Here is a 22,788-nt window from a genome sequence, read left to right as displayed (position 1 = left end):
TTTAGATCAAGTAGTTTCTTCTTCGGGAGAAGTGAAAAATTCGTTGACTTTGTTGGAGAGTAGAAATGGAATAGCTCCTTTTATAACGGAAATGTCCCAGTCCCACCATGCAAGGTTTTCTAGTTTTTCAATGATTTCTTGCGGGAAACGATATCGAACTAGTTTGGCAGGATTACCAGCGACGATTGCATATGGAGGTACGTCTTTTGTAACAACACTCTTGGCCCCGATAATGGCCCCGTTACCAATTGTAACACCAGATAAAATGCAGGATTGATAACCAATCCATACATCATTGCCGACTACGATATCACCTTTTGAAGAAGGATGACCAGTAATGTGTGCTCCTTCTTCGAAGAGGACATTAAATGGATAAGTTGTTATCCAATCAGCACGATGTTCACCGCCAAGTACGAAAACGACTTCTTCTCCTAATGAACAAAACTTACCTATTTTTAATTTTGTTTCATCATTCCAAGAAAAAATAATAGGGCCTACTTTACTGTAAGTATAATCACCGATATCATATTTATTATATTCAGGTTTTTGATTTAAATATAACATACCAATTTTAGCATCCTCTCTAAAGAAAGTAATGGATATGGAACATTATATGCAAGGTGAAGTAAGGCGAACTATGTTGTATGAAATGGTAATGTGCAAAAATGTTAGTAGGTAAGATGAATAAAAGGGAGTGAAATGTATGAGATACGAAATGGGATTATATAATAAACCTTTTCAGTCGATTCAATTAGGAAAAAAAGTATATGAAGTACGCTTATACGATAGAAAACGTCAACTTATAAAACAAGACGATGAAATTGTATTTACGAACCTTACGACAGCAGAAACGATGGCTGTAAAAGTAACGGAGATAAAACGATACGAAAGCTTTAAAGCAATGTACGAACAAATTGATAAAAAATTATTTGATTGTGAAGAACTTAGTATAAAAGAAATGTTAGAAAGTACATACGGAATATATACGAAAGAACAAGAAAAAGAATGGGGAACAGTTGCGATTGGTGTTGAGGTAATAAAGTGAGAAGAAATCGCGGTGCAGCTATAATTATACAAGGTGGTAAAATCGCTCTTATAAAACGTGTTCGAGAAGGTGAGCTGTATTTTGTTTTTCCAGGCGGGGGAATTGAAGAAGGAGAAACGCCTGAAGAAGCAACGAAGCGAGAGGTTTATGAAGAATTAGGGGTACATATACAAGTGGAGCATCGGATTGCAAAGGTGGAGTATAAAGGTACGGAGTATTATTATAATGCCCATATTATAGGTGGAGTTTTCGGAAGTGGTAAAGGCGAGGAGTTCGAGCTGAAAGATAGAGGGAGTTATATTCCTTTATGGATACCGGTAAATGAGTTGCCAAATTTAAATGTAAAACCTTATGATGTGGCCAAATGTGTATTTGATTATTATGGAATATAAGGTCTGACAACATACAAAAAAAACCATTGACATAGCCTTCTGATTTAAGTATTGTATTCGAGTATGTTTATAATCAGGAGGTTTATATGAGCAATCAAACTACTACACATCATGTGAAAATGACAACAGCAGATCCATCTGGAATCGGTCTATTTGGATTAGCGATGGTAACACTTGTAGCATCATCTCAAAAGTTAGGCTTAACAGATGGCGTTTCACTTGTATTACCATGGGCAATCTTTTTAGGAGGATTTGCACAAATCTTTGCATGCATTCACGATGCAAAGCACAACAATACGTTCGGTACAACAGCATTTGGTGCGTACGGCCTATTTTGGTTAGGTGTTGGAATGACTTGGTTAATTCAACTTGGAGTATTTGGTGAAAAATTAGCCCAAACTGCAGATTCAAAACAGCTCGGTGTAGCCTTTATCGGATACTTGATTTTCACGATCTTTATGACAATTGGTGCAATGGAAACACATAAAGTATTATTTATGATTTTCGTCCTTATTGATTTCTTATTTATCGGTCTTTCATTAAGTACTTTAGGTGTTATGCCGCACGCAATGCATAATTTAGCAGCGTATTCTGAACTATGTATTTCATTATTATCTTTCTATGGTTCAGCAGCAGCTGTGTTAAATACACACTTCGGAAAAGTTGTATTACCAGTTGGAAAACCCTTTGGTATTTTTAAAAAGTAATAAAAAAGAACAGATGATTGTATAGTCATCTGTTCTTTTTTTTATGGAATAAAATAAAATAGCAAAAAATATAATTGAAATTGATTCTCATTATTAAAATAATGAGAATGAGAATCATTTATTGTAAGAGGGGGATGCCAAAGTGGCGAAAATTTTAATAGCGTATGCAAGTATGTCAGGGAATACAGAGAGTATTGCTGATTTAATTAAAGTAAGTTTAGATGCCTTTGATCATGAAGTAGTATTACAAGAGATGGAAGGTATGGATGCTGAAGAATTATTAGCTTATGATGGAATCATTTTAGGATCTTATACGTGGGGTGATGGTGAATTACCATTTGAAGCGGAAGATTTCCATGATGAGTTAGAAAATATAGATTTGACGGGTAAAAAAGTGGCTGTTTTTGGATCAGGTGATACGGCGTATGAACTGTTTTGTGAAGCGGTAACGATATTTGAAGAACGTCTTGTAAAATGTGGGGCAGAACTTGTACAAGAAGGATTGAAAATTGAATTAGCTCCAGAATATAAAGAAGACGTTGAAAAATGCAGTGATTTTGCAATTGCTTTTGCCGAGAAGTTCTAGGAACGGGAGTGTCAACGTGGAAACAATGTTAAGTGCAACTGCTATTACAAAGTTAAGAGATGGAAAGCTTTTGTTAGCTACTACATATAATGGTTTATTCATTGAAAAAGATGGAGAATGGAAACAGGCTTTAACTGGTTTCCAAAAACGAATTCGAGATTTACATAGTGAAGGTAACGTAGTTTACGGAGTAGGAGACGAAGGAGTTTTTATTCGTAGTATGAATGGTGGAGAAACGTGGACGATCCAGCGCTTTCCAACGAAAGCAACGAGCTGGAATGTATGTAGTAATGAGAATGGAACAGTAATTGCTCATGGAGATAAAACACTGTATCATTCTAATAATTTTGGTTCCACATGGGAGACTATTCAGCCATTTCTTAATTACGGTAGTGAGGCACCATCTATTCGATCATTATTTTTATATAAACATTACTTATTTATCGGTACGAAAATACATACTAAATATGGTGGTGTTTGGCTTTTTGATTTAGAGACACGTAAATTAAAAAGGATTAAAATAGCGATGAATCAGATGATTTCTGCGTTGACTATACATAATTCCTATTTAGTAGCGGCAAGTGGATCGTGCAAGGGGATTAGCGGAAATATTTCTTTTTGCAGAATAAATGAGAGTATCGAAAGTGATAAAATAGGTTGGCATACATGTCAAAGTGAACAAAAAGCGAGTAGTTATTTAGATTTAAGTGTGGATCAACATGTGTTATATACAACGTCAACGCAAAATAAGGCGGGAATTAGCACTGTTTGCCGTGTGCTTCTTGAAGAAGGAATTGTTACAGTATGTGATTCGGTTAAAGGGCATGGTTGGCGCATTGTTAATGAAAAAGAAGGCTATGTTGTAGCTGGATCAGGTGAATTAAAAACGATGCAGTGGAAAAAAAAAGCTGTATAACTTTAAAAAAACTTTACTTTTATTATATTGGTATGATATAGTTACTTTAAACCATTTTACTTTTAATAATATAGAGATTTAAATGAGCTGTAACTTCCGAGGAGGATAGCAATGTTAAATCTCCTCTGGGGTTGCAGTTTTTTAATATATGATGTATTATTGTAAAGTGGTTGAAAATGAATATGTACATATAGGTACATTGTAGGAGGATTTTTTAAATGCAAAACGGTAAAGTAAAATGGTTTAACGCAGAAAAAGGTTTCGGTTTCATCGAGGTTGAAGGCGGAGAAGACGTATTCGTTCATTTCTCAGCTATCCAAGGCGACGGCTTCAAATCTTTAGAAGAAGGTCAAGAAGTTACTTTCGAAGTAGAACAAGGTAACCGTGGACCTCAAGCTACAAACGTAAACAAGAAGTAATTATGAAAAAAAGAAGGGCTTGCCCTTCTTTTTTTTTGCGTTTTTATTGAATATCCTCCTATGTACATGTAATAATAAGACTGAATTTTTGATTTTTATGCGAAGTTTTTCATGCATAAAGTGCATTAATAAATAAATACTGAAAATAAAGTATGTGTGTGAAAAGGAATTTAGAAAGAGGTAAATAAATTGAAAAACGCTACACACTTCATTGTGTTTGATATTGAAAGGAATTTTAGGCCGTATAAATCAGAAGATCCGTCAGAAATAGTTGATATTGGAGCTGTAAAAATAGATGTGAGTACAATGAAGGTTATTGGAGAATTTTCAGAGTTAGTAAAACCAAGTGCCCCATTAACTCGTCATACAACAAAATTAACTGGAATTACAAAGAAAGATTTAATAGGTGTAGGGAATTTCCCTCAAATTATAGAGAAATTTATTCAGTTCATCGGAGAAGATTCAATATTTGTTTCATGGGGAAAAGAAGATTACCGTTTTCTATCTCAAGATTGTACATTATACGGTGTAGAATGCCCATGTATGGAAAAAGAGAGTAGATTTGATGTGCAAAAATTTGTTTTTCAGGCGTATGAAGAATTATTTGAGCATACACCAAGTTTACAATTAGCAGTGGATCAGCTCGGCTTAATGTGGGAAGGGAAGCAGCACCGGGCTTTAGCAGATGCTGAGAATACAGCAAATATCTTTCTGAAAGTATATGGCGAGAGAGATATTAACAAGCGATACAAGAGACATGGTGAGCTTGAACTTGTAAAGAACGGAAAACTAACAGAAAAAGCGAAAAAAAGGATGCGGAAATGGGTGTTTAAAGAACTGAGAAAAAATACAGAGCGTCCTTTTGTATGGAGTGCATTTGAAAGTAGTGACACATGGGAAAGTATAACGGAAAGATATTATATAAGTGAATCAGCAGTAGAACTTCTGAAAAAACACTTTCCTACTGCGGTGAGAAAAGCGGAGCGGCAGCTTAGGTATTTGGCTGAGATGGAGAAAGTAGTAGAAGAAAGTTAGTAATAAAATTTATTTTATTCATATGTACAACTAGACTTCAGGATTAAGTTGCTGAAGTTTAGTTGGAGAATTCACGGCTTGTCCTGTATTGTTAATGGAATATTTTGTTGTTTTTAGTACGGATATACATAGAAAAGAGTGTAGTTTAATGGGAGTAATCTTTAACATTTTAACCGTTTTAGTTTTTTGATAATATTTACCACACTATTTGCACTAATTACACTTCCTTTCATAGCAAAGAAGAAGAATTGGAAAAAGCTTAATATATCTTTAGCTCGTGGTGTATTAAAGATTAAAATCGAAGAGTAAGGTAAGAGTCTTATACAAGGGAGGTGTGATAGTGATAGACTTGGAAATCAAAGATGTCACCGTACAGATGGAATTAAATGGTGTCTTTTGGAATGAGGATGGAATTGCTGAAATGATGGTGACTACAAAAGCGGAGCATTCTCTTATTCTTCGTCTAGTAGTTGACTTAGAAAGTAAAACGATTCGTGCGATGAATGCCGAGATAGTGGGTGGGTCCTGTCCTCTATGTAAACAGAAAAGGAACGAATGTAGTGAACTTAATGACGTGCAAAATAAAATGGATATTTTAGAAGAAGCCTACGATTGGGTGAGAGAGCATCCGGAATATCGTTTTCAATTATCTTTTTACGAGTACAATAAATTTGAGGTAGTAAAGTGAAATTTTCATTTTAACAACATACATAATGACTAAAAGGAAAAACACCAAAAACTTATAGAAGGACTTGGTCAAATAGGAATATTGAAGTAGATGTCTCTCATGGAAATACGCTTGTACAACAAGGAAGGAATCTGCTTGATTCTACAAGAAATGTCATCTTGGAGCAAAAATATTTTTTAAAAATAAGCATATTTGTTATAAAGAAGAAAAACCGATTCTTAGTAGAATCGGTTTTTAGTATAAATGTCAACTATGTCCCAAATAAAAGAGCGCTTGTTAATAGAGCTCAGTAAAAATAGGTATATGGAAGCATTTATTCGATCCCATTCGGATCATAAGAATACTGCTGTTTATTCTCAATCCGCTCAATTACGTCTTGTAATTCATCCGGCTTCAAAAACTCAATGGGAGAGAAGCCTTTCTCAAACGTAAGTGTATCAGCCTCAATCATTAATACATATCGGTCGTTTACCTTTGCAATATGTATTAGGTCTCCGAAATCAGCAAGCAAAGCCTTCACAGAGATATGATCTGCTTTTAGCTTTAATTCCACTTCAGGGGCGTGCTCGACGATTTGAGCGGTAGCTTCCATTACTTCTTCTGTTGAAAATTGTTCCATAATTTCGCGTTTCGGACTGGCAGCCCATACTTCCATCGCTTGGTCGAACTGTTCACGTTCTTCAGTACCTTCTTCAAATACATCTTCAATTTGGTCGTATACCATGTCCATTACTTGTGTTTTCATAATTTCAGGCATAGAGCGTTCGTATTCGACGAATTTTAAGAAGTCTTCAAAGTAGCGGGCGTGTGATGCTTGGTGTATTTTTAGTTCGCCAGGCTCCACCATACCTTCTTCAGGCATGTATGGATATTGGATAGATTTCATATTCTTTGTTGTGATGGCCATTTCAACGTTACGAATAAGTGTTGATTCATCAGAAATGGAAGCAACCTTTGGTTCGAAGTCACATTTCATTACGAATACGAATGGATCATCAAAGTATTTGCGTAGTTTTGCTTGAGCGATTAAAAATACACCACCACGTACAGCGCTTGTGTCAAGGTATGTATAAACGAGAGGTTCGCTCATATCTTTGAAGTTTTCTTTTGTTTCTGCAAAACGAATACGATTAAATAAGTTGTAATGAGGGTTTGAATCGAGTTCATGACCTTCTTCTACAATAAAGCGACCGATCTTTGTTGGGGCTTGTTCTGTTTTTGCGTGACGTTCTACTTTTCGCTTTGAAATTTTTAATAATTCACCATTCAAAAATTCTTTTAAAGAGCTATCTTCATACTCTTCAGCGTCTAATGTTTGAAAATGTTTATAGCGTTTATCAACTGCTTCACCTTTTCCTTCTACTTGTACTACATAAAAGGAAAGAAAATTTATTTCAAAATCCATATTTATCACCTTGTTTCATTTCATTAACTCTTATCAGTATAGAGATGGAAAAAACTTTCGTCAATTTATATAAGGAAGGGGGAGCCCCTTCCTTATATATTTGTTATTTTCGAAATTAAAATCCGTCTTCTAATGCTGAAAATGGAATATTTAGCCTATTTTCTACTGTACGTAAACGCTGATTTAAGCGGTTTAATCTACGCGTATGACGCTCAACTGTGTTTTCTAGTTGACGTACTCTTTGCTCAAGCTCATTTACTCGTCTTTCTAATTGACGGTTTCCAGTACCAGGGAAAGAGATTGGAAGTTGAAATTGTCGATTTTGATCATATGGATTAACTTGTTCTGTTTGATCTATATATTGTTGGTATTGTGCCTGTAAATCATACTGAGGTTGGTAACCATATTGGTTATATGGATCATAAGGATTGTAGGGATACATAAAAACATCCTCCATTTCTTTATAATAGGTTAAATTCATCATAATGTATGTGCAAAAGCGGAGTAGTGGCACGGCAAATACCTATATACCTGAAGTGAATGATTGTTTTTACCGATAAAAGCTCGGTTTAAGTTGTTAATAATGATCACATATGAGAAAGGGGTATTACGGTTTCTGAAGCATGCAGGTGAATAGAGAGGTGAAATGAAAGGGTTTTACATTTGTATTTCATCTGTTGAATGGTATATACTGGATAGAGATAGGTTACATAAAAGTTACAATCTTATCAAACTCGAAAATTTATATAAATATGTATAGACATTTACAAAAGAAAAGAGTAATTTTAATAGAGTAAAAAATAACTTGTAACATTTTCTAAATATATTGTAAAATGATTGTAACAAAACATACATAAAAATGAAATATTACATAAGAAATAATGTTGGGGAAAAGGAGAGAGTATATTGTTCCGAAAAATAAAGGGTATATTAGTAGGGGTGCTATGTGTAGCTGTAGTAAGTGGTTGTGGCACAAAAGTAAGTGATGTGGCATTAGTAAGTGATTTTGGTGGGAACGTTGTAGAGGCTAAGGCTGATGTACAGGATTCAATTAGCTTAGTGGATGGGCGTACTGGTACTGAAGTGAAAAAAATAGACTTATCGAGCTTAGGTTATTTTGAAGATGAGGCGAAATTCAAAAAATCGGTAACGAAGGTTGCAGGTGAAGTTGGGAAAAGCGTTGACAAAAAGATGGTTCCTTCACGTATAGCTGCTGATGGATCATGGCAAGAAGGAAAGCCTTCTTTTGAATTAATGGAAAAAGAATTAGTAGATAAATTATTAAACGTTGGTATGTGGGATTCTTCATATCAGTTACCTATCGTTGAGAAAAAGCCTACCGCAACATTAAGTGATGCGCAAGGAAGTGGCACGGTAATTGGTAGATATGAAACGAATTTAGGTGGATCAGCAGGTGGCCGTATTGAGAATATTCGTTTGTCGGCAGCGAGCATAAATGGAGTTGTATTAGCAAAAGGAGACAGTTTCTCTTTTAATGCATTAATTGGTGATACAACGCCAGATAAAGGATATCAATTAGGTAAAGAAATTGTAGATGGTAAATTAGTAGATGGTTATGGTGGTGGCGTTTGTCAAACATCATCAACGCTATACAATGCAGCAGATCAAGCTGGTTTGAAAATGGTAGAGAGAACTACACATTCTAAAACAGTAGGTTATGTCCCTCAGGGAAGAGATGCTACAATTGCTTATCCATATTTAGACTTAGTATTTGAAAATACGAATGATGCTCCTGTTAAGCTTTATATGGGCATTCAAGGCGGAAAGTTAGTTGCTGAAGTACATAAGATGAAATAAATATGTAGTTAAAGGATAAGAAAGTAAAATATTTATAGTTTCTATAATTGAAGCCATCTCTTCTGAATTTCAGAGGAGATGGCTTTTTGTCATTAATGGCCTTCTTAAAAAACTATGAATTCTGATTTTTCTTATTTACATAGTGTGTTTTTAGTTGTATCCTTCATAGTAACGGCGATGTTAGTTTGTTTTGAAATAAAGGATTAGGAGAGGAAGTTATTCATGGTACAAATTCATCCGAAAACACGTATTGGTCATGTCGAATTTAAAGTAAAAGATTTAGAGCGTCAAATTGCTTTTTATGAGAATGTAGTAGGGTTAGAGGTAAGTAAGGAAGAGGGGAATAAAGCATATTTAACAGGAAAAGGTGGTAAGAATACGTTACTTGTTCTTGAGCAGTTGGAAGATGCAGCGCTACAAGAACCGCGTACGACGGGTATATATCACGTTGCCTTTTTAGTTCCGACTCGTGAAGCTTTTGCTTCGGCACTATTTGGTGTTATTCGCAATAAAAAGGTAATTGATAGTCCGGCTGAGCAAGAAGGACGTTATACATATTCAAATGAAATTTTGCCAATTTCAAGATTTAATAGTGCAAGTGATCATACGTATAGTGAGGCGTTTTATTTACAAGATTTAGAGGGGAATGGTATCGAGATTTATGCAGATCGCCCTCGAGGTCAGTGGGGAGAAGGGCCAGGAGGAAGTACGCCACTTGATTTAAAAGAACTGGCAGTGCTCGTTGATTATGAGTTTGATGGCTTACCAGCCGAAACGGTGGTTGGACACGTCCATTTACGAATAGCTGATGTAGAAAAGTCACATGAGTTTTATGTAGAAACAGTAGGCTTTGAAGTGCAGCAGCGTGAAGATGATTGCTTATTTATTTCGGCAGGAGGGTATCATCACCATATCGGTGCAAATACGTGGAATGGAGTAAATAATCCGTATCCACCAGCACATGCAACTGGACTAAAAGTGTATACGATAGTACTACCGCATAAAGAAGCGTTAGATGAAGTGAAAGAAAGATTAATAGAAAAACAACATGAAATAAATGAAACTTCAAATGGATTTAATGTAGTAGACCCAAGTGGTATTACAGTGCAGTTTGAAATAGAAGCAGTATAAAAGGAAAAAGGAGCCAGAAAGTGTTTAATCACTTTCTGGCTTGTTTTTGATTACTTAGAGCTCAATCCAATACCTTCTCACAACATTCCCATCTTCTTCAGTGAAATCATCATCACGGAGACCGCCGTTATGTAAAATCGTTTTCTCTGAAGCAGTATTCACTTCGTCGCAAACGACAAGTGCTTTCGTGATGTTTAATTCTTTCGTTTTTTCTAATGATAACTCTAGTAACTTTGTAGCATAACCTTTTCTTCTTTCAGAAGGGCGAATACCATAACCGATATGGCCTCCAGCATTAAATAAATGCTCCGTCAAACTATGACGAATATTAACAACTCCTACAATTTTATTTTCATTTGTAACAAGCCAATAAGTAGAATCTGGTACCCAAGTTTCAGGAATATTTATTCCGTTATGTGCGTCGTGTAATTCTTGAATCATTGCCGTGAAATTAGAAGGATTTTTTGAAATAACCCATGGAATCATCGTTTCACCGCTATCTTTCCATTCGTTATAAAAATCTAAGTATTCTTCTTGTAAATCAGTAGTAGGTGTAAGTAAAGAGATGTTCATTGTTAGTAAGCTCCTTTTATTTATGTTTATTTCACAAAAATTATGATATAAAATGAAAGCGCTTCCTGACTTTCTCAACCTCATTTCACGCAACTCATATGCCATTTTTAACTGAAAATAAGTTAGACGTTGAACTTTAAAGTTTTTTTGTATGAGAAGTAGGTTGTTTTATTTATGTTAATATTTAAAATATTAACATAAAATCACTGGGATATTAAATGTATTTTAATAAAATGCTTTTATATCGATGGGTAGATGCATGTGATAATTTTTGTTTTATCTCTCTATAATGAATAAAAGGGGGAAGTGCTCGTGAGCTTACATATTGATTTTATTATACGAATCGGTGTTGCTGGTTTGTTAGGGGCGATAATCGGTATTGAAAGGGAAATTCGCTCAAAAGAAGCTGGATTAAAAACACATTTCCTAGTAGCCGTAGGGAGTGCTTTAATAATGGTCGTTTCGAAATATGCTTTTTCGGATATTGTGTTTGAAGAACATATGGCTCTTGATCCGAGCCGGATTGCAGCGCAAGTTGTTAGTGGAGTTGGATTTTTAGGTGCAGGTACAATCATTATTCAAAAGCAGGCAGTGAAAGGATTAACGACAGCGGCTGGTTTATGGGCTACAGCAGGAATAGGGCTAGCAATTGGAGCAGGTATGTATGTTGTAGGGATTGGAGCGATGATTCTCGTTTTGATTGGTTTAGAGATTGTAAGTCGTATTTTTAAGGTGCAATTTTTATTTCCGCAAAATATAACGGTGCAAATGTGTATAAATAAACACGAAGCGGTACAACAAATAGTAGAGACGCTACGAGTGAAAGGTATTCCAATACTTTCATATGAAGTTGAAGCTTTACAGCAAGATACAGAAATAGTTTATAAGGTAGGAATGCAATTGAAAAATATATCGTCAGAAGAAAAGAATGCATTTATTCAGCATATGCAAACATTGCCGGAAATTACGTTTATAAAGTTAAAATCATAGTGTTGAAATAGAGGATAGATGTAGCAGGAATTTCGCTATTATCTATCCTTTTTTTGACATGAATCAAATGTGAAGTCAAGTGTTAATTTCGCTTTGAATGGATACATGTGTGAACGTTCCCTTATTTTTTCTCAATACAGAATAAATAGTCAGAATAGTAAAATAATGGAGCGGGACACTAAAAAATGTAAGGTAGGGGAGAGCATGAAAGGCTATTCAAAAAAAGTTTTAGTAGGGGTAAGTTTTGCTAGTTTAATGTTAGGGAGTTTTCAAGGAAGCATATTGGCGGAAGATACTAAGGGAGAGCAAGTTTCATATCGAAATGTGCTAAAAATGGAGCCGGTTGGTGTACAACTGCCCGTGGAAGAATTAGCTCATTCATCGAAAGTATTAGAAAGCAAGTCTTTTGAGAAAAGGCTACAATTTGCTGATTTATCGCAAAGACCGCCTGAAGTAAAAAAGGAAAGTAAGCAATTAGCTGTAGCGAAAACTTATACAATTGCTGAATTAAATCAATTAAGCAATCAACAATTAGTAGATTTACTTGTAACAATCGATTGGGAGCAAATTACGGGGCTATTTCAGTTTAATAAGGACAGTCTTGCATTCTATCAAAATGATAGTAGGATGCAGGCAATTATTGATAAATTGAAGCAGCAAGGACAGGCTTATACGCAAGACGATTCAAAAGGGATTGAGACATTAGTGGAAGTTTTACGATCAGGGTTTTATTTAGGATTTTATAATACAGAATTAAGTAAACTAAATGAACGTAGCTATCATGACAAGTGCTTACCTGCATTAAAAACGATTGCGAACAATCCAAATTTCAAACTCGGTACGTTAGAACAAAATAAAGTTGTATCATCATATGGGAAATTAATAGGAAATGCTTCGAGTGATGTGGAAACGATAACATCGGCTGCAAAGATTTTTAAGCAATATAATGATAATTTTTCTACATTGGTAGATAATCTTTCAGCTGGAAATGCGATTTACGATATTATGCAAGGTGTTGATTACGATATTCAATCGTATTTGTACGATACGAGAAAAGCACCGAAAGATACAGTATGGTACCAAAAAATAGATAGCTATATTAATGAATTAAGTAGATTCGCGTTAATGGGAACGATTACAGAGAAAAACGGATGGCTTATTAATAATGGAATTTATTATACAGGTAGACTCGGCACATTCCATAGTACAGGGACAAAAGGATTACAAGTTGTAACAGATGCGATGAAAATCTATCCTTATTTAGGTGAGCAATATTTCGTAGCAGCTGAGCAAATTACGACGAATTATGGCGGGAAAGATGCAAACGGTAACGTTGTTAATTTAGATCAAATACGAGAAGATGGGAAGAAAAAGTATTTGCCGAAAACGTATACGTTTGATGATGGTGCAATTGTTTTAAAAGCGGGAGATAAAGTGACTGAGGAGAAAGTTAAACGTTTATATTGGGCAGCAAAAGAAGTGAAGGCACAATTCCATCGTACGGTTGAAAGTGACCAACCGTTAGAAAAAGGAAATCCAGATGATGTATTAACGATGGTTATTTATAATAGCCCGGCTGAATATCAATTTAATCGTCAATTGTACGGGTATGAAACGAATAACGGCGGTCTTTATATAGAAGGAACAGGTACGTTCTTTACTTATGAACGTACGCCAGAAGAAAGTATTTATAGTTTAGAAGAATTGTTCCGACATGAATTCACGCATTATTTACAAGGTAGATATGAAGTGCCAGGACTTTGGGGACAAGGTAAGATGTATGAGAATGAGAGATTATCTTGGTTTGAAGAAGGGAATGCTGAGTTTTTTGCAGGTGCAACGAGAACGGACAACGTCGTTCTAAGAAAGAGTATTATAGGAGGACTATCTTCGAATCCAGCAGAACGTTATACCGCAGAGCGAACGTTAAATGCAAAGTATGGAACGTGGGATTTCTATAATTATTCCTTTGCTTTACAATCGTATATGTACAATAAGAGATACGATATGTTTGATAAAGTTCATGATCTTATTAGGAAAAATGATGTAACAGCATATGATGCATATCGCTCTGCTTTAAGTAAAGATGCGAATTTAAATAAAGAGTATCAAGACTATATGCAAATGTTAGTAGACAACCGTGAGAAATATAATGTTCCGTTAGTGTCAGATGATTATTTAGCAACTCATGCACCGAAACCAGTTTCAGATATTGCCGCAGAAATTACAGCGGAAGCAAAATTAAGTAATGTATCAGTAAAGAAAAATAAATCACAATTCTTTAATACATTTACACTGCAAGGAACGTATACAGGTACTGCTGCAAAAGGAGAAAATGAAGACTGGAAAACAATTACGCAAAACGTTAATGATACGTTAAAACGTTTAAGTGCAAAAGAATGGACAGGCTATAAAACTGTAACAGCATACTTTGTGAATTATCGTGTGAATGCATCAGGGCAATTTGAATATGATGTTGTGTTCCACGGTATTAATACAGAAGAAGGTGCAGTGAATAAAGCGCCGGTCGCGGTTATAAATGGTCCGTATAGCGGACATACGAATGAAGCGATCTCGTTTAAAAGCGATGGATCAAAAGATGAAGATGGGAAAATTATTTCTTATAAATGGGAGCTTGGTGATGGTACTGTAAGTAATGAACAAAATCCAACTCACGTTTATACAAAAGAAGGGACGTATACAGCGAAATTAACAGTAACAGACGATAAAGGGTTAACTAATACTGCTACAACAAGTGTAACGGTTCAAAAGAAAGAAGATAACAGTGTAGAAAAAGAGCCAAATAATTCATTCCAAACGGCAAATAAACTGCAGTTAAATCAAGTTTTACGTGCTAGTTTAGGAAACGGTGATACGAGTGATTACTTTGAAATAAATGTAGAAACTGCGAAAAACCTTCAAATTAATGTAACGAAGGAAAATAATATCGGAGTAAACTGGGTTCTTTATTCAGAAGCAGATTTAAATAATTATGTTACGTATGCACAGCAACAAGGAAATAAATTAGTAGGTAGTTACTATACGTATCCAGGGAAGTACTATTTACATGTATACCAGTATGGTGGTGGAACAGGGAATTATACGGTAGAAGTGAAGTGAAAAAAAGGGTCGCCATGAATGGCGACCCTTTTTTGTTATGCGTTATACCCGAATAATTTTAGATTTTCTCCTGAGTCTGAAATTATTTTTTCGAATCGCAATCCTGCTTTTTCTAACAGCGTGCCTGAAGCAACATTATCTATAGAAGTAATTGCTACAATTCGTTTCAGTCCGAGCTTTTGTACACCGTATTCGATTACTGCAGCAGCTGATTCATAGCCGTACCCTTTTGAACGGAATTTTTCTAAAAAAGCAAAGCCGATATCAACATCTTCTAATGAATCTCTTTTAATAAGGCCGCACATACCAAGTGGAGTGAGATCTTCTTTTCGTTCAACTAAGTAAAGACCAAAGCCCATTTTATTGTACATATCGACGGGTCCGTTTAAGATGTATTTTTTTGCATCTTCTAAGTTTTTAATGCCTTTATCACCAATAAATTGAATCCATGCAGGATCATTTACTAATTCAAGAATAAACGGAGCATCTTTTACATCGAGCCAGCGAAGAGTGAGTCTTTCAGTTTCAAGAACTATCAATCTATTGCACCACCTTTAAAAGTTATAACAATTAGTATGGATTGTGCGAAATAAAAGTGCAAGTTATTTTAATTGAGAGTTACTGTTCACATAAAGTTCGATTGTTTTGTATAAAAGGATATTTTATAATTAGGATTAATTGTAAAGAGTGAGATACTTATACAATGACTCCTAGGAAACTAGGAGTTTTTACTATATAACTATCATTATTACTAAATATGACACACTACACATTCTACTCAAGGAGGTACATAATGAAGAAATTATATAATGCATCGTTTACTTATTTGATTATCGGTTTATTGTCAGGAATATTTGCTAGGGAGTATGGGAAATATAAAGGGATTTTAGGCTCTACTTTATTAAATCTTTTGCATACGCATACGTTAGTACTTGGCTTTTTCTTCTTTTTAATTGCTTTAGGATTAGCGAAAGTATTCGCGTTTCATGAAGTGAAAGGATTTAATAACTGGTTTATTTTACATAATATCGCATTAACTTTAATGTTAGGTTCGCTAGCAGCGAGAGGACTTCTTCAACTAAATGGAGCGGACTTTAAAGGGTTAACTTATATTGTAGGGTTCTCTCATTCTATGATGGCATTTACTTTAGTTTGGTTTATGATTTTATTGAAAAAATCGTCTAAAATATAGTTTTAAAAAAGAACTTGTAGGGAATACTGCAAGTTCTTTTTTTATATAAAACCTCAGGAATCTAACTATTCTGATTATTATGTATAAAAATGGTATAATTAATGTAGAGTAAATAATATAAAAGGAGAGTATGTAATGGAAATAACAATTGAGCGTTTAGTAAATGAATTAAAGGATGTACTTCCTGAAGATCAAGTAGTGGTTAATAAGACAGTAAGAGAGTTACATAGTAAAGATGAATCTTACCATAATAGTAGTTTACCTGATGTAGTTGTTTTTCCGAAAACGATGGAAGAGGTTAGAGCAATAATGAAAATAGCGAGTGAGCATAAAAAACCTGTCATTCCATTTGGAGTAGGTTCTAGTTTAGAAGGTCATATAATTCCTTATGAAAAGGGGATTACAGTTGATTTTTCATTAATGAACAAAATACTTGAAATAAGAGAGAAAGATTTTCTTGTGAAAGTACAACCAGGAGTGACTCGTTCTCAGCTCAATAAAGAATTGAAAAAGTACGGTTTGTTTTTTAGTGTAGATCCAGGTGCAGATGCAACGTTAGGAGGCATGGCTGCTACGAATGCGAGCGGAACGACAGCGGTTAAGTATGGCGTAATGCGTGATCAAGTTCGTGATTTAGAAGTGGTGCTTGCTGATGGGCAAGTGATACATACTGGCAATTTAGCGGCGAAGTCATCATCAGGTTATCATTTAAATGGTATTTTCGTAGGATCAGAGGGTACGCTTGGATGCTTTACAGAGCTAACATTAAAAGTATACGGCATACCAGAACATGTTATGGCTGCGAGAGCATCGTTTCCAACTATAAATGATGCAGTAGAAGCTGTTATTAATATACTGCAAGCGGGCATTCCAATTGCGAGAATAGAACTTGTTGATGAATTATCTATGAAACAAGTAAATCATTACAATGAAACAAATTACAGAGAAGAACCAACACTGTTTTTAGAGTTTCACGGAAATGAAGCAGGGCTAACGCAAGACATTGAATTTACGAAGGAAATTGTTTTTGATAATAAATGTAAAGAAGTTGCTTTTGAAACTGAAACTGCGGCAAGAAATAAATTATGGGATGCAAGACATAACTTAGCTTATTCTTACGTTCATAGTTACCCTGGCAAAAAGCTAATGAGTACAGATGTATGTGTGCCAATTTCAGAGTTAGCTGGCGCGATTCAAAATGCGAAAGAGACGTTAGATAAGGTGGGCCTTGTTGGTGGTATTCTTGGCCATGTAGGAGACGGGAATTTTCACGTGCTCTTAATGATTGATCCAAATGATAAAGATGAAGTGAAAAAAGCGGATGAAATAAATGAAAGTATTGTACTGTATGCTCTTAAGCGTGGCGGAACTTGTACAGGAGAGCATGGCGTTGGAATAGGAAAGCAGAAGTATCAAGAAGAAGAACATGGTGCGGCATTATTGGTAATGGAGAAAATAAAGAAAGCTCTTGATCCGCAAAATATTTTAAATCCGAATAAAATTTTCAAGCTAACAGATAAGGAATGATGAAGTTTGGAGAAACGAATTATACACTTTGAAGGATTGGTGGTCTTATTAGCTGCAATTTATATATATGGATTATGTGGATTTAGTTGGTTATTATTTATTGTATTACTTTTTGCACCTGATTTAGCAATGGTGGCGTACGCTATTAACAAACGTATCGGTGCACAAATTTATAATCTATTTCACACATATATCATATCAATATTACTTGTTTTAATAGGGGTCTATTTAAAGATGGATACGATTTTAATGATTGGTTTAATATGGACAGCACATATTGGAATGGATCGAATGCTTGGGTATGGATTGAAGTATGAAACTGATTTTAAGGATACGCATATTCAGAGGTTATAAAAGTGATTTGAGAAGGGTGGTCAATTGAAACAATTTATTACTGTTGAGAAATATAATACACAATGGGAAAGTGAATTTTGTAAATTACAGACGTTGATTAATAACGTAATGGGAGAACTCATTTTTTCTATAGAGCACGTTGGGAGTACATCTGTTAAAGGCCTTGCTTCTAAACCGATATTAGATGTCGATGTTGTAATAGAAGATTATGATGTTTTTCCAAAAGTAATAAAGAGACTTGAACAGGTAGGTTATTTTCATCAAGAAGAGTGGAGTTTTAAGGGGAGAGAGGCTTTTGGGAGAAAGGGTCAATATGTTCCGAGGGACGGGAAGAATAAAATTTGGATGGAACATCATTTATATGTATGCGATAAGAATAGTGAAGAGTTAAGAAGACATGTAGCGTTTCGTGAGTATCTTCGTGGAAATCCAAACGTTGTTATTGAATATGGAAAGCTAAAGAAAGAATTAGCAGAAACGGCGGAAAATCGCTTAAATTATAGCTTAGGTAAAACGGAATTTATTGAATATGTATTAGAAAAAGCTATGAAGGATCGTTGAATAAGGGAGTTTGTATAAATAAAAAAATTGACTAAGGTGGCAGAAATCATATAATGCCACCTATTATTTTTGAAACAAAGGTTTTACTATATGCACTGACCTTATAAAACAATTATCATCTGTCCCTGCCCAATAATAAATCTCGTAAATATAATGGGAAATAAGAAGATAAGAAAAGAGGGAGCTTATGTACATACCAAAATATTTCACTATACAAGATGAAGAGACGAAGTACGAAATGATTGAACAAAATAGCTTTGCAACTTTATTTTCTCAACATAACGGAGCACCGTACGCAACGCATTTACCGTTATTGTTAAATAGGGAAACACTTACTTTATCTGGGCATTTTGCACGTCCAAATGAGCAGTGGAAAGATAGTGGAAATCAACAAGTGTTAGCTATTTTTCAAGGGCCACATAGTTACATCTCTCCGTCATGGTATGAAACAAATAAAGCAGTAGCAACATGGAACTATGTTGCGGTCCATGTATATGGAGAGTTAGAAATTGTTGAAGATGAACAGGAATTAATAGATTCTCTTCAAGATTTAGTACATAAATATGAAAATCCAAAGAGCACGTACTCACTGAATGATGTAGATCCGAATTATATGGAAGGATTAAGTAGGGGAATAGTTGGGTTCAAAATAAAGATAAATAATATAGAAGGAAAAGCGAAGTTAAGTCAAAATCATTCTGTGGAGAGAAGAGAATTAGTTATAGAAGGACTTGAGAAAGTTGGAAGTGAAGGGAGCAGGGGGATTGCTGATTTGATGAAAGGAATAGATTAAGGGATTTCATGTGAAGCAAAGGGATGTTTCTATTTTTGTAGAAATATATTTTACTTGAAAGAAAAACTGCCTCCGTAGCTCTAGAAGGGAAGAGCGCCGGAAAACAGTGTAGAACCGGGTCGCAAGGCGAAGGTTTCAGAAGCACCGAAAAGCAAATGAGCTGAGACAGGTGAAACTCCTGTCGGTGAAATTCCGTAGGGAAGCGTGTTCCCCTTAGCCTATGCTTACGAAAGGAGTGCGGGTTCGAATCCCGCCGGAGGCATAGCTTATTAGAGGAATGGGATATCAATTCGGAATTGTATTACTTTATTAAGTGTTGTAATAATAGGTGGTTTAGTATCTCTTGCGCTACCATTTGTTTATTAAAAAGTACTCGATACATCAACAAAATAAGCGCATTTAAAACGACCTTCTTAATCGAAGGTCGTTCATTTCTTTGGTATTAAAATGTTTTTTCAGCAGTTGTTGGATTGTAGTCTTTACTAACGTCAACTGATTGAACAAAATCAGGTCGTTGTGGTGCAGGAAGATCGGCATGACTTGCTTGATATGTAAATGAACTATTTATTCCAATAGACACAATACCAATAACAGATAATCCTAAAACGAGAGAACTAATTTTTTTAATCATTTTAGAGCTCCTTTCTCAAACGTTTTTTCTTTTGCTTGTAACGCTTTATGAAAATATTCACTCGCCTTTATATGATTATTTTCATCATAAAATTTAACAGCTAGTTTCTCTGAATACTCTTGAGTGTAGTTATATAAAGATTCTTTGTCGAAATAAGTAATTCCTTCAAGAATAATTTTTTCTAGATCTTCAGTTGACTCATTATTGTTAAATGAATTTAAATTTTTAAAATGAAGTATATATTCTTCATTATTTAGTTCTGTACAAACTTTTAATCCTTTTTTAATAAGTTCTTCAGCAATATTTATTTCACCAAGTTTAGAATGTTCTCTAGCTTGTAAAAAGGTCGCTTTAAAATGTGTAGGTATTTTTGTTGTAACTTCTGATAAATGTCGAATTGCTAGAGGAGAAAGGTTTTGACTTGCATAGAGCCAACCTAGATTATTGCGAACACTTAAAACTAAAGCATTTTCGTTGAATTTTTGTAAAATAGAAAGAGCAGAATTGAATTTTTCCTCTGCTTGTTCATATTGTTTTAAAAATACACATGAAGAACCAATTATGTTGTCACAAAGGGCTAATTTTATTTCAAATCCTTTTTCAGTAATGAAAATTTCTCTGGCTTTTGTTGCTTGCTGAATTGCTTCAATAGGTTTATAAAAATGTTGATTAAAGATAGCGAATCGATAATTGAATTCTGCTTCCTCTAATTTATCTGAAATATTGACTAATAGTTTCTCTGCCTTTTCATAATGTTTACTCGCTAAGTTATAATTTGTTGTTAAAGTAGCATAAATCGCTTTAAACAAATTATAGTAATAAGAAAGTGGATGATTAGATGAGATAGTATAAGAATCTATCTTATCAAAACTATCTTTTGTAATACTTAAACTAGCTGTTAAAATTTTATAGCGAAAATCTAGTAAGGAATAGTATAATGCTAAATTTTCGTCTTCTTTAAAATGTAGTTCCTTTTCCTCAATTTCATGCTTTAAATTCGTCGCCTGTGAAACATCTTGCTTTAGCATAGCTAAATACCAATCATTAAATAGTTTTGTAATTTGTTCATTACCTTGTAGTTGAACGTTCATGAAATCCCCTCACTTTTTGAATATTCTTATAAAACATATTATCAAAAATAACAATATTTAGAAATGGGGTTTTATATTTCTCAATATTTGTTTAGTGGATTTATTATTAAACAAATTGGAATAAAGTTAGTTTTGTTCTTTAGTTTAAGGGAGGGGAGTGTGGAATATAGTAAGGATAACTATAAGATGCTTCAATCTGTCTTTTTAAAAGGGAAGTGTATAAAAAAGGTGTGTTCATACAATTTGTATGAACACACCTTTTTTATGTTAAATAATCACGTCCCGCAAAAAGTCCTATAAGGGCGATTCGACGGCGCTGGAGGCATGCAGTAATCCGCTTGTTCTTGAGAATATTCATAAGGATTTGCTAAAGCTTGAAGAAGTTTCTCCATTACGCTATAGTCTCCATCTTTAACAGCTGCTTCTAGTGCTTCTTCTACTCGGTGGTTTCGAGGGATGATTACTGGGTTGTTATTTTTCATTAATTTGTATGCATCATCTTTCGATTCTTTTTGTCTTTCTAACCGAGATTGCCATAGCTCGTACCATTCTTTAAATTCAGGACTTTCAAATAAAGGTGTATTTTCTAATGTAGTGTCAGTTAATGCACGGAATGTATTTGTATAATCTGCTTTATATTTTTCCATTGCTTTTAAAAGTTTCTCAATAAGGGATTGATCATGCTCTTCATTGCTAAATAGTCCTAATTTCTTCTTTATTCCGAGGAACCAATTGTTTTCGTACTGCACGCTAAACTTTGAAATTTCATCTTGTGCAATTTTTAGTGCTTCTTCTTCATCTTCATGTAGTATCGGTATTAAAGATTCAGCTAAACGTGCGAGATCCCATGCAGCCATATATGGTTGATTTCCGTATGCATAACGGCCTTGTGTGTCAATAGAGCTAAATACTGTTCCTTGATTATAACTATCCATAAAGGCACATGGACCGTAATCAATCGTTTCACCGCTAATCGTTATATTGTCAGTGTTCATTACGCCGTGAATGAAGCCAACGAGTTGCCATTTTGCGATAAGGCTTGCTTGTCTCTTAATGACTTCTTGTAGTAGTGCGACATATGGATTTTCAGTAGATTCAACTTCTGGATAATGTCTTTTTATCGTATAATCAGCTAAAGCTTTGAGATCTTCGATTGAGCCTCGAGCTGCGGCGTATTGGAATGTTCCAACGCGTATATGACTGCTTGCAACTCTAGTTAAAATAGCTCCAGGTAACTTCGTTTCGCGATAGATTGGTTCGCCAGTTGAGACTACTGCTAAACTGCGAGTAGTTGGAATATCAAGCGCGTACATCGCTTCACTAATAATATACTCACGTAGCATTGGACCGAGTGCAGCACGACCATCACCGCGGCGTGAATATGGAGTTGGACCGGAACCTTTCAATTGAATATCAAACCGTTCGCCTGAAGGAGTAATATGTTCTCCAATTAAAAGGGCACGACCATCTCCTAACATGTTGAAATGACCAAATTGGTGCCCAGCATACGCTTGAGCTAGTGGATGAGCTCCTTCTGGAATAGTATTACCAGCTAAAATGGCGATTTCAGCGTCCTTTTTTAGTTCCTCAGGATTAAAGCCAAGAGATATTGCTAAAGAATTATTTAGTTTAATTAACTCCGGTGAGTGTACAGGAGTTGGGGGGATTTCTGTATAAAATGATTGTGGTAAAGTCGTATAACTATTATCTAAATTCCAACCTGCTTCATTATTTTTAGTCATTTTATCTCCTCCTTGTTTATTTTTTTATTATGTATTTGTACGTATGTATTCTTTGTAAAATTAGCTAAAAGT

At 34.8% G+C, this 22,788-nt stretch carries 25 protein-coding genes; 17 read left to right on the top strand and 8 right to left on the bottom strand.

What is annotated here, in order from left to right; translation table 11 throughout:
- Positions 1 to 6: 6 nt before the first annotated feature.
- Positions 7 to 564: a CatB-related O-acetyltransferase gene (locus tag NSQ08_RS16050; protein WP_340776810.1), complete on the bottom strand. Its 558-nt coding sequence runs from the start codon at positions 562 to 564 to the stop codon at positions 7 to 9.
- 139 nt (positions 565 to 703) lie between these two features.
- On the opposite strand from NSQ08_RS16050, the gene NSQ08_RS16045 reads away from it, so the two are divergent.
- The 8 genes from NSQ08_RS16045 to NSQ08_RS16010 all read left to right on the top strand — a co-directional run bounded on the left by NSQ08_RS16045 (position 704) and on the right by NSQ08_RS16010 (position 5,788).
- Positions 704 to 1,045 carry an ASCH domain-containing protein gene (locus NSQ08_RS16045; RefSeq protein ID WP_012261378.1) on the top strand — a complete coding sequence of 114 codons (342 nt, stop codon included), beginning with the start codon at positions 704 to 706 and terminating at the stop codon, positions 1,043 to 1,045.
- Positions 1,042 to 1,437 (top strand): NUDIX hydrolase, encoded by a 396-nt coding sequence (locus NSQ08_RS16040; protein WP_340776806.1) that lies wholly within the window; start codon positions 1,042 to 1,044, stop codon positions 1,435 to 1,437. Before NSQ08_RS16045 ends, NSQ08_RS16040 begins: the two co-directional genes overlap by 4 nt.
- 86 nt (positions 1,438 to 1,523) lie before the next feature.
- On the top strand, positions 1,524 to 2,144 hold the full coding sequence (locus NSQ08_RS16035; RefSeq protein WP_000070943.1) for an acetate uptake transporter: 621 nt from the start codon (positions 1,524 to 1,526) through the stop codon (positions 2,142 to 2,144).
- Between the two features lie 142 nt (positions 2,145 to 2,286).
- The gene (locus tag NSQ08_RS16030) at positions 2,287 to 2,730 is read left to right on the top strand and encodes a flavodoxin (protein WP_340776803.1); all 444 of its coding nucleotides are present in this window, start codon (positions 2,287 to 2,289) and stop codon (positions 2,728 to 2,730) included.
- A 16-nt stretch (positions 2,731 to 2,746) separates the two neighbouring features.
- Positions 2,747 to 3,646: a WD40/YVTN/BNR-like repeat-containing protein gene (locus tag NSQ08_RS16025; protein WP_002087724.1), complete on the top strand. Its 900-nt coding sequence runs from the start codon at positions 2,747 to 2,749 to the stop codon at positions 3,644 to 3,646.
- A gap of 218 nt (positions 3,647 to 3,864) precedes the next feature.
- Entirely contained in the window at positions 3,865 to 4,065 is a 201-nt protein-coding gene (cspB, locus tag NSQ08_RS16020; RefSeq protein WP_001179147.1) for a cold shock-like protein CspB, read from the top strand.
- 189 nt (positions 4,066 to 4,254) lie between these two features.
- Positions 4,255 to 5,100, top strand: coding sequence for an exonuclease (locus NSQ08_RS16015; protein ID WP_340776798.1), 846 nt, complete (start codon positions 4,255 to 4,257; stop codon positions 5,098 to 5,100).
- Positions 5,101 to 5,440: 340 nt separating this feature from the next.
- Complete coding sequence (locus tag NSQ08_RS16010; protein ID WP_340776794.1) at positions 5,441 to 5,788, top strand: hypothetical protein; 348 nt, start codon at positions 5,441 to 5,443, stop codon at positions 5,786 to 5,788.
- Positions 5,789 to 6,101: 313 nt separating this feature from the next.
- On the opposite strand, the gene NSQ08_RS16005 is transcribed toward NSQ08_RS16010, so the two are convergent.
- Complete coding sequence (locus NSQ08_RS16005; protein ID WP_002014380.1) at positions 6,102 to 7,193, bottom strand: DUF3900 domain-containing protein; 1,092 nt, start codon at positions 7,191 to 7,193, stop codon at positions 6,102 to 6,104.
- A 115-nt stretch (positions 7,194 to 7,308) separates the two neighbouring features.
- The gene (locus NSQ08_RS16000; RefSeq protein ID WP_002087720.1) at positions 7,309 to 7,635 is read right to left on the bottom strand and encodes a hypothetical protein; all 327 of its coding nucleotides are present in this window, start codon (positions 7,633 to 7,635) and stop codon (positions 7,309 to 7,311) included.
- Between the two features lie 464 nt (positions 7,636 to 8,099).
- Between NSQ08_RS16000 and NSQ08_RS15995 the strand changes: the two genes are divergently transcribed.
- A complete protein-coding gene (locus tag NSQ08_RS15995; RefSeq protein WP_061676035.1) occupies positions 8,100 to 9,011 on the top strand; it encodes a VanW family protein in 912 nt (303 codons plus the stop codon).
- A 222-nt stretch (positions 9,012 to 9,233) separates the two neighbouring features.
- Entirely contained in the window at positions 9,234 to 10,142 is a 909-nt protein-coding gene (locus tag NSQ08_RS15990; protein WP_098636326.1) for a VOC family protein, read from the top strand.
- Positions 10,143 to 10,196: 54 nt separating this feature from the next.
- Here NSQ08_RS15990 and NSQ08_RS15985 read toward each other — a convergent pair whose 3' ends face one another.
- Positions 10,197 to 10,715: a GNAT family N-acetyltransferase gene (locus tag NSQ08_RS15985; protein WP_012261369.1), complete on the bottom strand. Its 519-nt coding sequence runs from the start codon at positions 10,713 to 10,715 to the stop codon at positions 10,197 to 10,199.
- A 312-nt stretch (positions 10,716 to 11,027) separates the two neighbouring features.
- Here NSQ08_RS15985 and NSQ08_RS15980 point away from each other — a divergent pair, with 312 nt between their 5' ends.
- Both NSQ08_RS15980 and colA read left to right on the top strand, forming a co-directional pair.
- Positions 11,028 to 11,705 (top strand): MgtC/SapB family protein, encoded by a 678-nt coding sequence (locus tag NSQ08_RS15980; RefSeq protein ID WP_002066498.1) that lies wholly within the window; start codon positions 11,028 to 11,030, stop codon positions 11,703 to 11,705.
- Between the two features lie 204 nt (positions 11,706 to 11,909).
- Positions 11,910 to 14,825: a collagenase ColA gene (colA, locus tag NSQ08_RS15975; RefSeq protein WP_340776776.1), complete on the top strand. Its 2,916-nt coding sequence runs from the start codon at positions 11,910 to 11,912 to the stop codon at positions 14,823 to 14,825.
- 35 nt (positions 14,826 to 14,860) lie between these two features.
- On the opposite strand, the gene NSQ08_RS15970 is transcribed toward colA, so the two are convergent.
- Positions 14,861 to 15,364 carry a GNAT family N-acetyltransferase gene (locus NSQ08_RS15970; RefSeq protein WP_002033615.1) on the bottom strand — a complete coding sequence of 168 codons (504 nt, stop codon included), beginning with the start codon at positions 15,362 to 15,364 and terminating at the stop codon, positions 14,861 to 14,863.
- Between the two features lie 254 nt (positions 15,365 to 15,618).
- On the opposite strand from NSQ08_RS15970, the gene NSQ08_RS15965 reads away from it, so the two are divergent.
- The 5 genes from NSQ08_RS15965 (at position 15,619) to NSQ08_RS15945 (ending at position 19,252) form a co-directional block, all read left to right on the top strand.
- Complete coding sequence (locus tag NSQ08_RS15965) at positions 15,619 to 16,017, top strand: DUF2871 family protein (protein ID WP_002033617.1); 399 nt, start codon at positions 15,619 to 15,621, stop codon at positions 16,015 to 16,017.
- Between the two features lie 135 nt (positions 16,018 to 16,152).
- Positions 16,153 to 17,544: an FAD-binding oxidoreductase gene (locus tag NSQ08_RS15960; protein ID WP_002033622.1), complete on the top strand. Its 1,392-nt coding sequence runs from the start codon at positions 16,153 to 16,155 to the stop codon at positions 17,542 to 17,544.
- Positions 17,545 to 17,550: 6 nt separating this feature from the next.
- Positions 17,551 to 17,898, top strand: a complete 348-nt coding sequence (locus NSQ08_RS15955; RefSeq protein WP_012261366.1) for a DUF4260 domain-containing protein — start codon at positions 17,551 to 17,553, stop codon at positions 17,896 to 17,898.
- Positions 17,899 to 17,922: 24 nt separating this feature from the next.
- Positions 17,923 to 18,459, top strand: a complete 537-nt coding sequence (locus NSQ08_RS15950; RefSeq protein ID WP_240380487.1) for a GrpB family protein — start codon at positions 17,923 to 17,925, stop codon at positions 18,457 to 18,459.
- A 187-nt stretch (positions 18,460 to 18,646) separates the two neighbouring features.
- Positions 18,647 to 19,252 carry an FMN-binding negative transcriptional regulator gene (locus NSQ08_RS15945; protein ID WP_340776766.1) on the top strand — a complete coding sequence of 202 codons (606 nt, stop codon included), beginning with the start codon at positions 18,647 to 18,649 and terminating at the stop codon, positions 19,250 to 19,252.
- A 442-nt stretch (positions 19,253 to 19,694) separates the two neighbouring features.
- On the opposite strand, the gene NSQ08_RS15940 is transcribed toward NSQ08_RS15945, so the two are convergent.
- From NSQ08_RS15940 to NSQ08_RS15930, 3 genes are all read right to left on the bottom strand, one after another.
- A complete protein-coding gene (locus tag NSQ08_RS15940; protein WP_016091949.1) occupies positions 19,695 to 19,883 on the bottom strand; it encodes a Phr family secreted Rap phosphatase inhibitor in 189 nt (62 codons plus the stop codon).
- Positions 19,880 to 20,974: a response regulator aspartate phosphatase gene (locus tag NSQ08_RS15935; protein WP_001102705.1), complete on the bottom strand. Its 1,095-nt coding sequence runs from the start codon at positions 20,972 to 20,974 to the stop codon at positions 19,880 to 19,882. The genes NSQ08_RS15940 and NSQ08_RS15935 overlap by 4 nt, the downstream gene beginning before the upstream one ends.
- A gap of 275 nt (positions 20,975 to 21,249) precedes the next feature.
- Positions 21,250 to 22,716 carry a protein adenylyltransferase SelO gene (locus tag NSQ08_RS15930; RefSeq protein ID WP_340776757.1) on the bottom strand — a complete coding sequence of 489 codons (1,467 nt, stop codon included), beginning with the start codon at positions 22,714 to 22,716 and terminating at the stop codon, positions 21,250 to 21,252.
- Positions 22,717 to 22,788 lie beyond the last annotated feature (72 nt).

This window comes from Bacillus sp. FSL E2-8887, from assembly GCF_038007205.1.
GTDB lineage: Bacteria > Bacillota > Bacilli > Bacillales > Bacillaceae_G > Bacillus_A > Bacillus_A mycoides.
Note: the sequence above shows the minus strand (reverse complement) of the source record. Positions and strands in the feature narration are given on the sequence as shown.

Coding starts and splice junctions, on each gene's coding strand:
- NSQ08_RS16050 (WP_340776810.1), bottom strand. CDS start 564: ATGTTATATTTAAATCAAAAACCTGAATATAATAAATATGATATCGGT.
- NSQ08_RS16045 (WP_012261378.1), top strand. CDS start 704: ATGAGATACGAAATGGGATTATATAATAAACCTTTTCAGTCGATTCAA.
- NSQ08_RS16035 (WP_000070943.1), top strand. CDS start 1,524: ATGAGCAATCAAACTACTACACATCATGTGAAAATGACAACAGCAGAT.
- cspB (WP_001179147.1), top strand. CDS start 3,865: ATGCAAAACGGTAAAGTAAAATGGTTTAACGCAGAAAAAGGTTTCGGT.
- NSQ08_RS16005 (WP_002014380.1), bottom strand. CDS start 7,193: ATGGATTTTGAAATAAATTTTCTTTCCTTTTATGTAGTACAAGTAGAA.
- NSQ08_RS16000 (WP_002087720.1), bottom strand. CDS start 7,635: ATGTATCCCTACAATCCTTATGATCCATATAACCAATATGGTTACCAA.
- NSQ08_RS15990 (WP_098636326.1), top strand. CDS start 9,234: ATGGTACAAATTCATCCGAAAACACGTATTGGTCATGTCGAATTTAAA.
- NSQ08_RS15985 (WP_012261369.1), bottom strand. CDS start 10,715: ATGAACATCTCTTTACTTACACCTACTACTGATTTACAAGAAGAATAC.
- colA (WP_340776776.1), top strand. CDS start 11,910: ATGAAAGGCTATTCAAAAAAAGTTTTAGTAGGGGTAAGTTTTGCTAGT.
- NSQ08_RS15965 (WP_002033617.1), top strand. CDS start 15,619: ATGAAGAAATTATATAATGCATCGTTTACTTATTTGATTATCGGTTTA.
- NSQ08_RS15960 (WP_002033622.1), top strand. CDS start 16,153: ATGGAAATAACAATTGAGCGTTTAGTAAATGAATTAAAGGATGTACTT.
- NSQ08_RS15945 (WP_340776766.1), top strand. CDS start 18,647: ATGTACATACCAAAATATTTCACTATACAAGATGAAGAGACGAAGTAC.
- NSQ08_RS15940 (WP_016091949.1), bottom strand. CDS start 19,883: ATGATTAAAAAAATTAGTTCTCTCGTTTTAGGATTATCTGTTATTGGT.
- NSQ08_RS15935 (WP_001102705.1), bottom strand. CDS start 20,974: ATGAACGTTCAACTACAAGGTAATGAACAAATTACAAAACTATTTAAT.
- NSQ08_RS15930 (WP_340776757.1), bottom strand. CDS start 22,716: ATGACTAAAAATAATGAAGCAGGTTGGAATTTAGATAATAGTTATACG.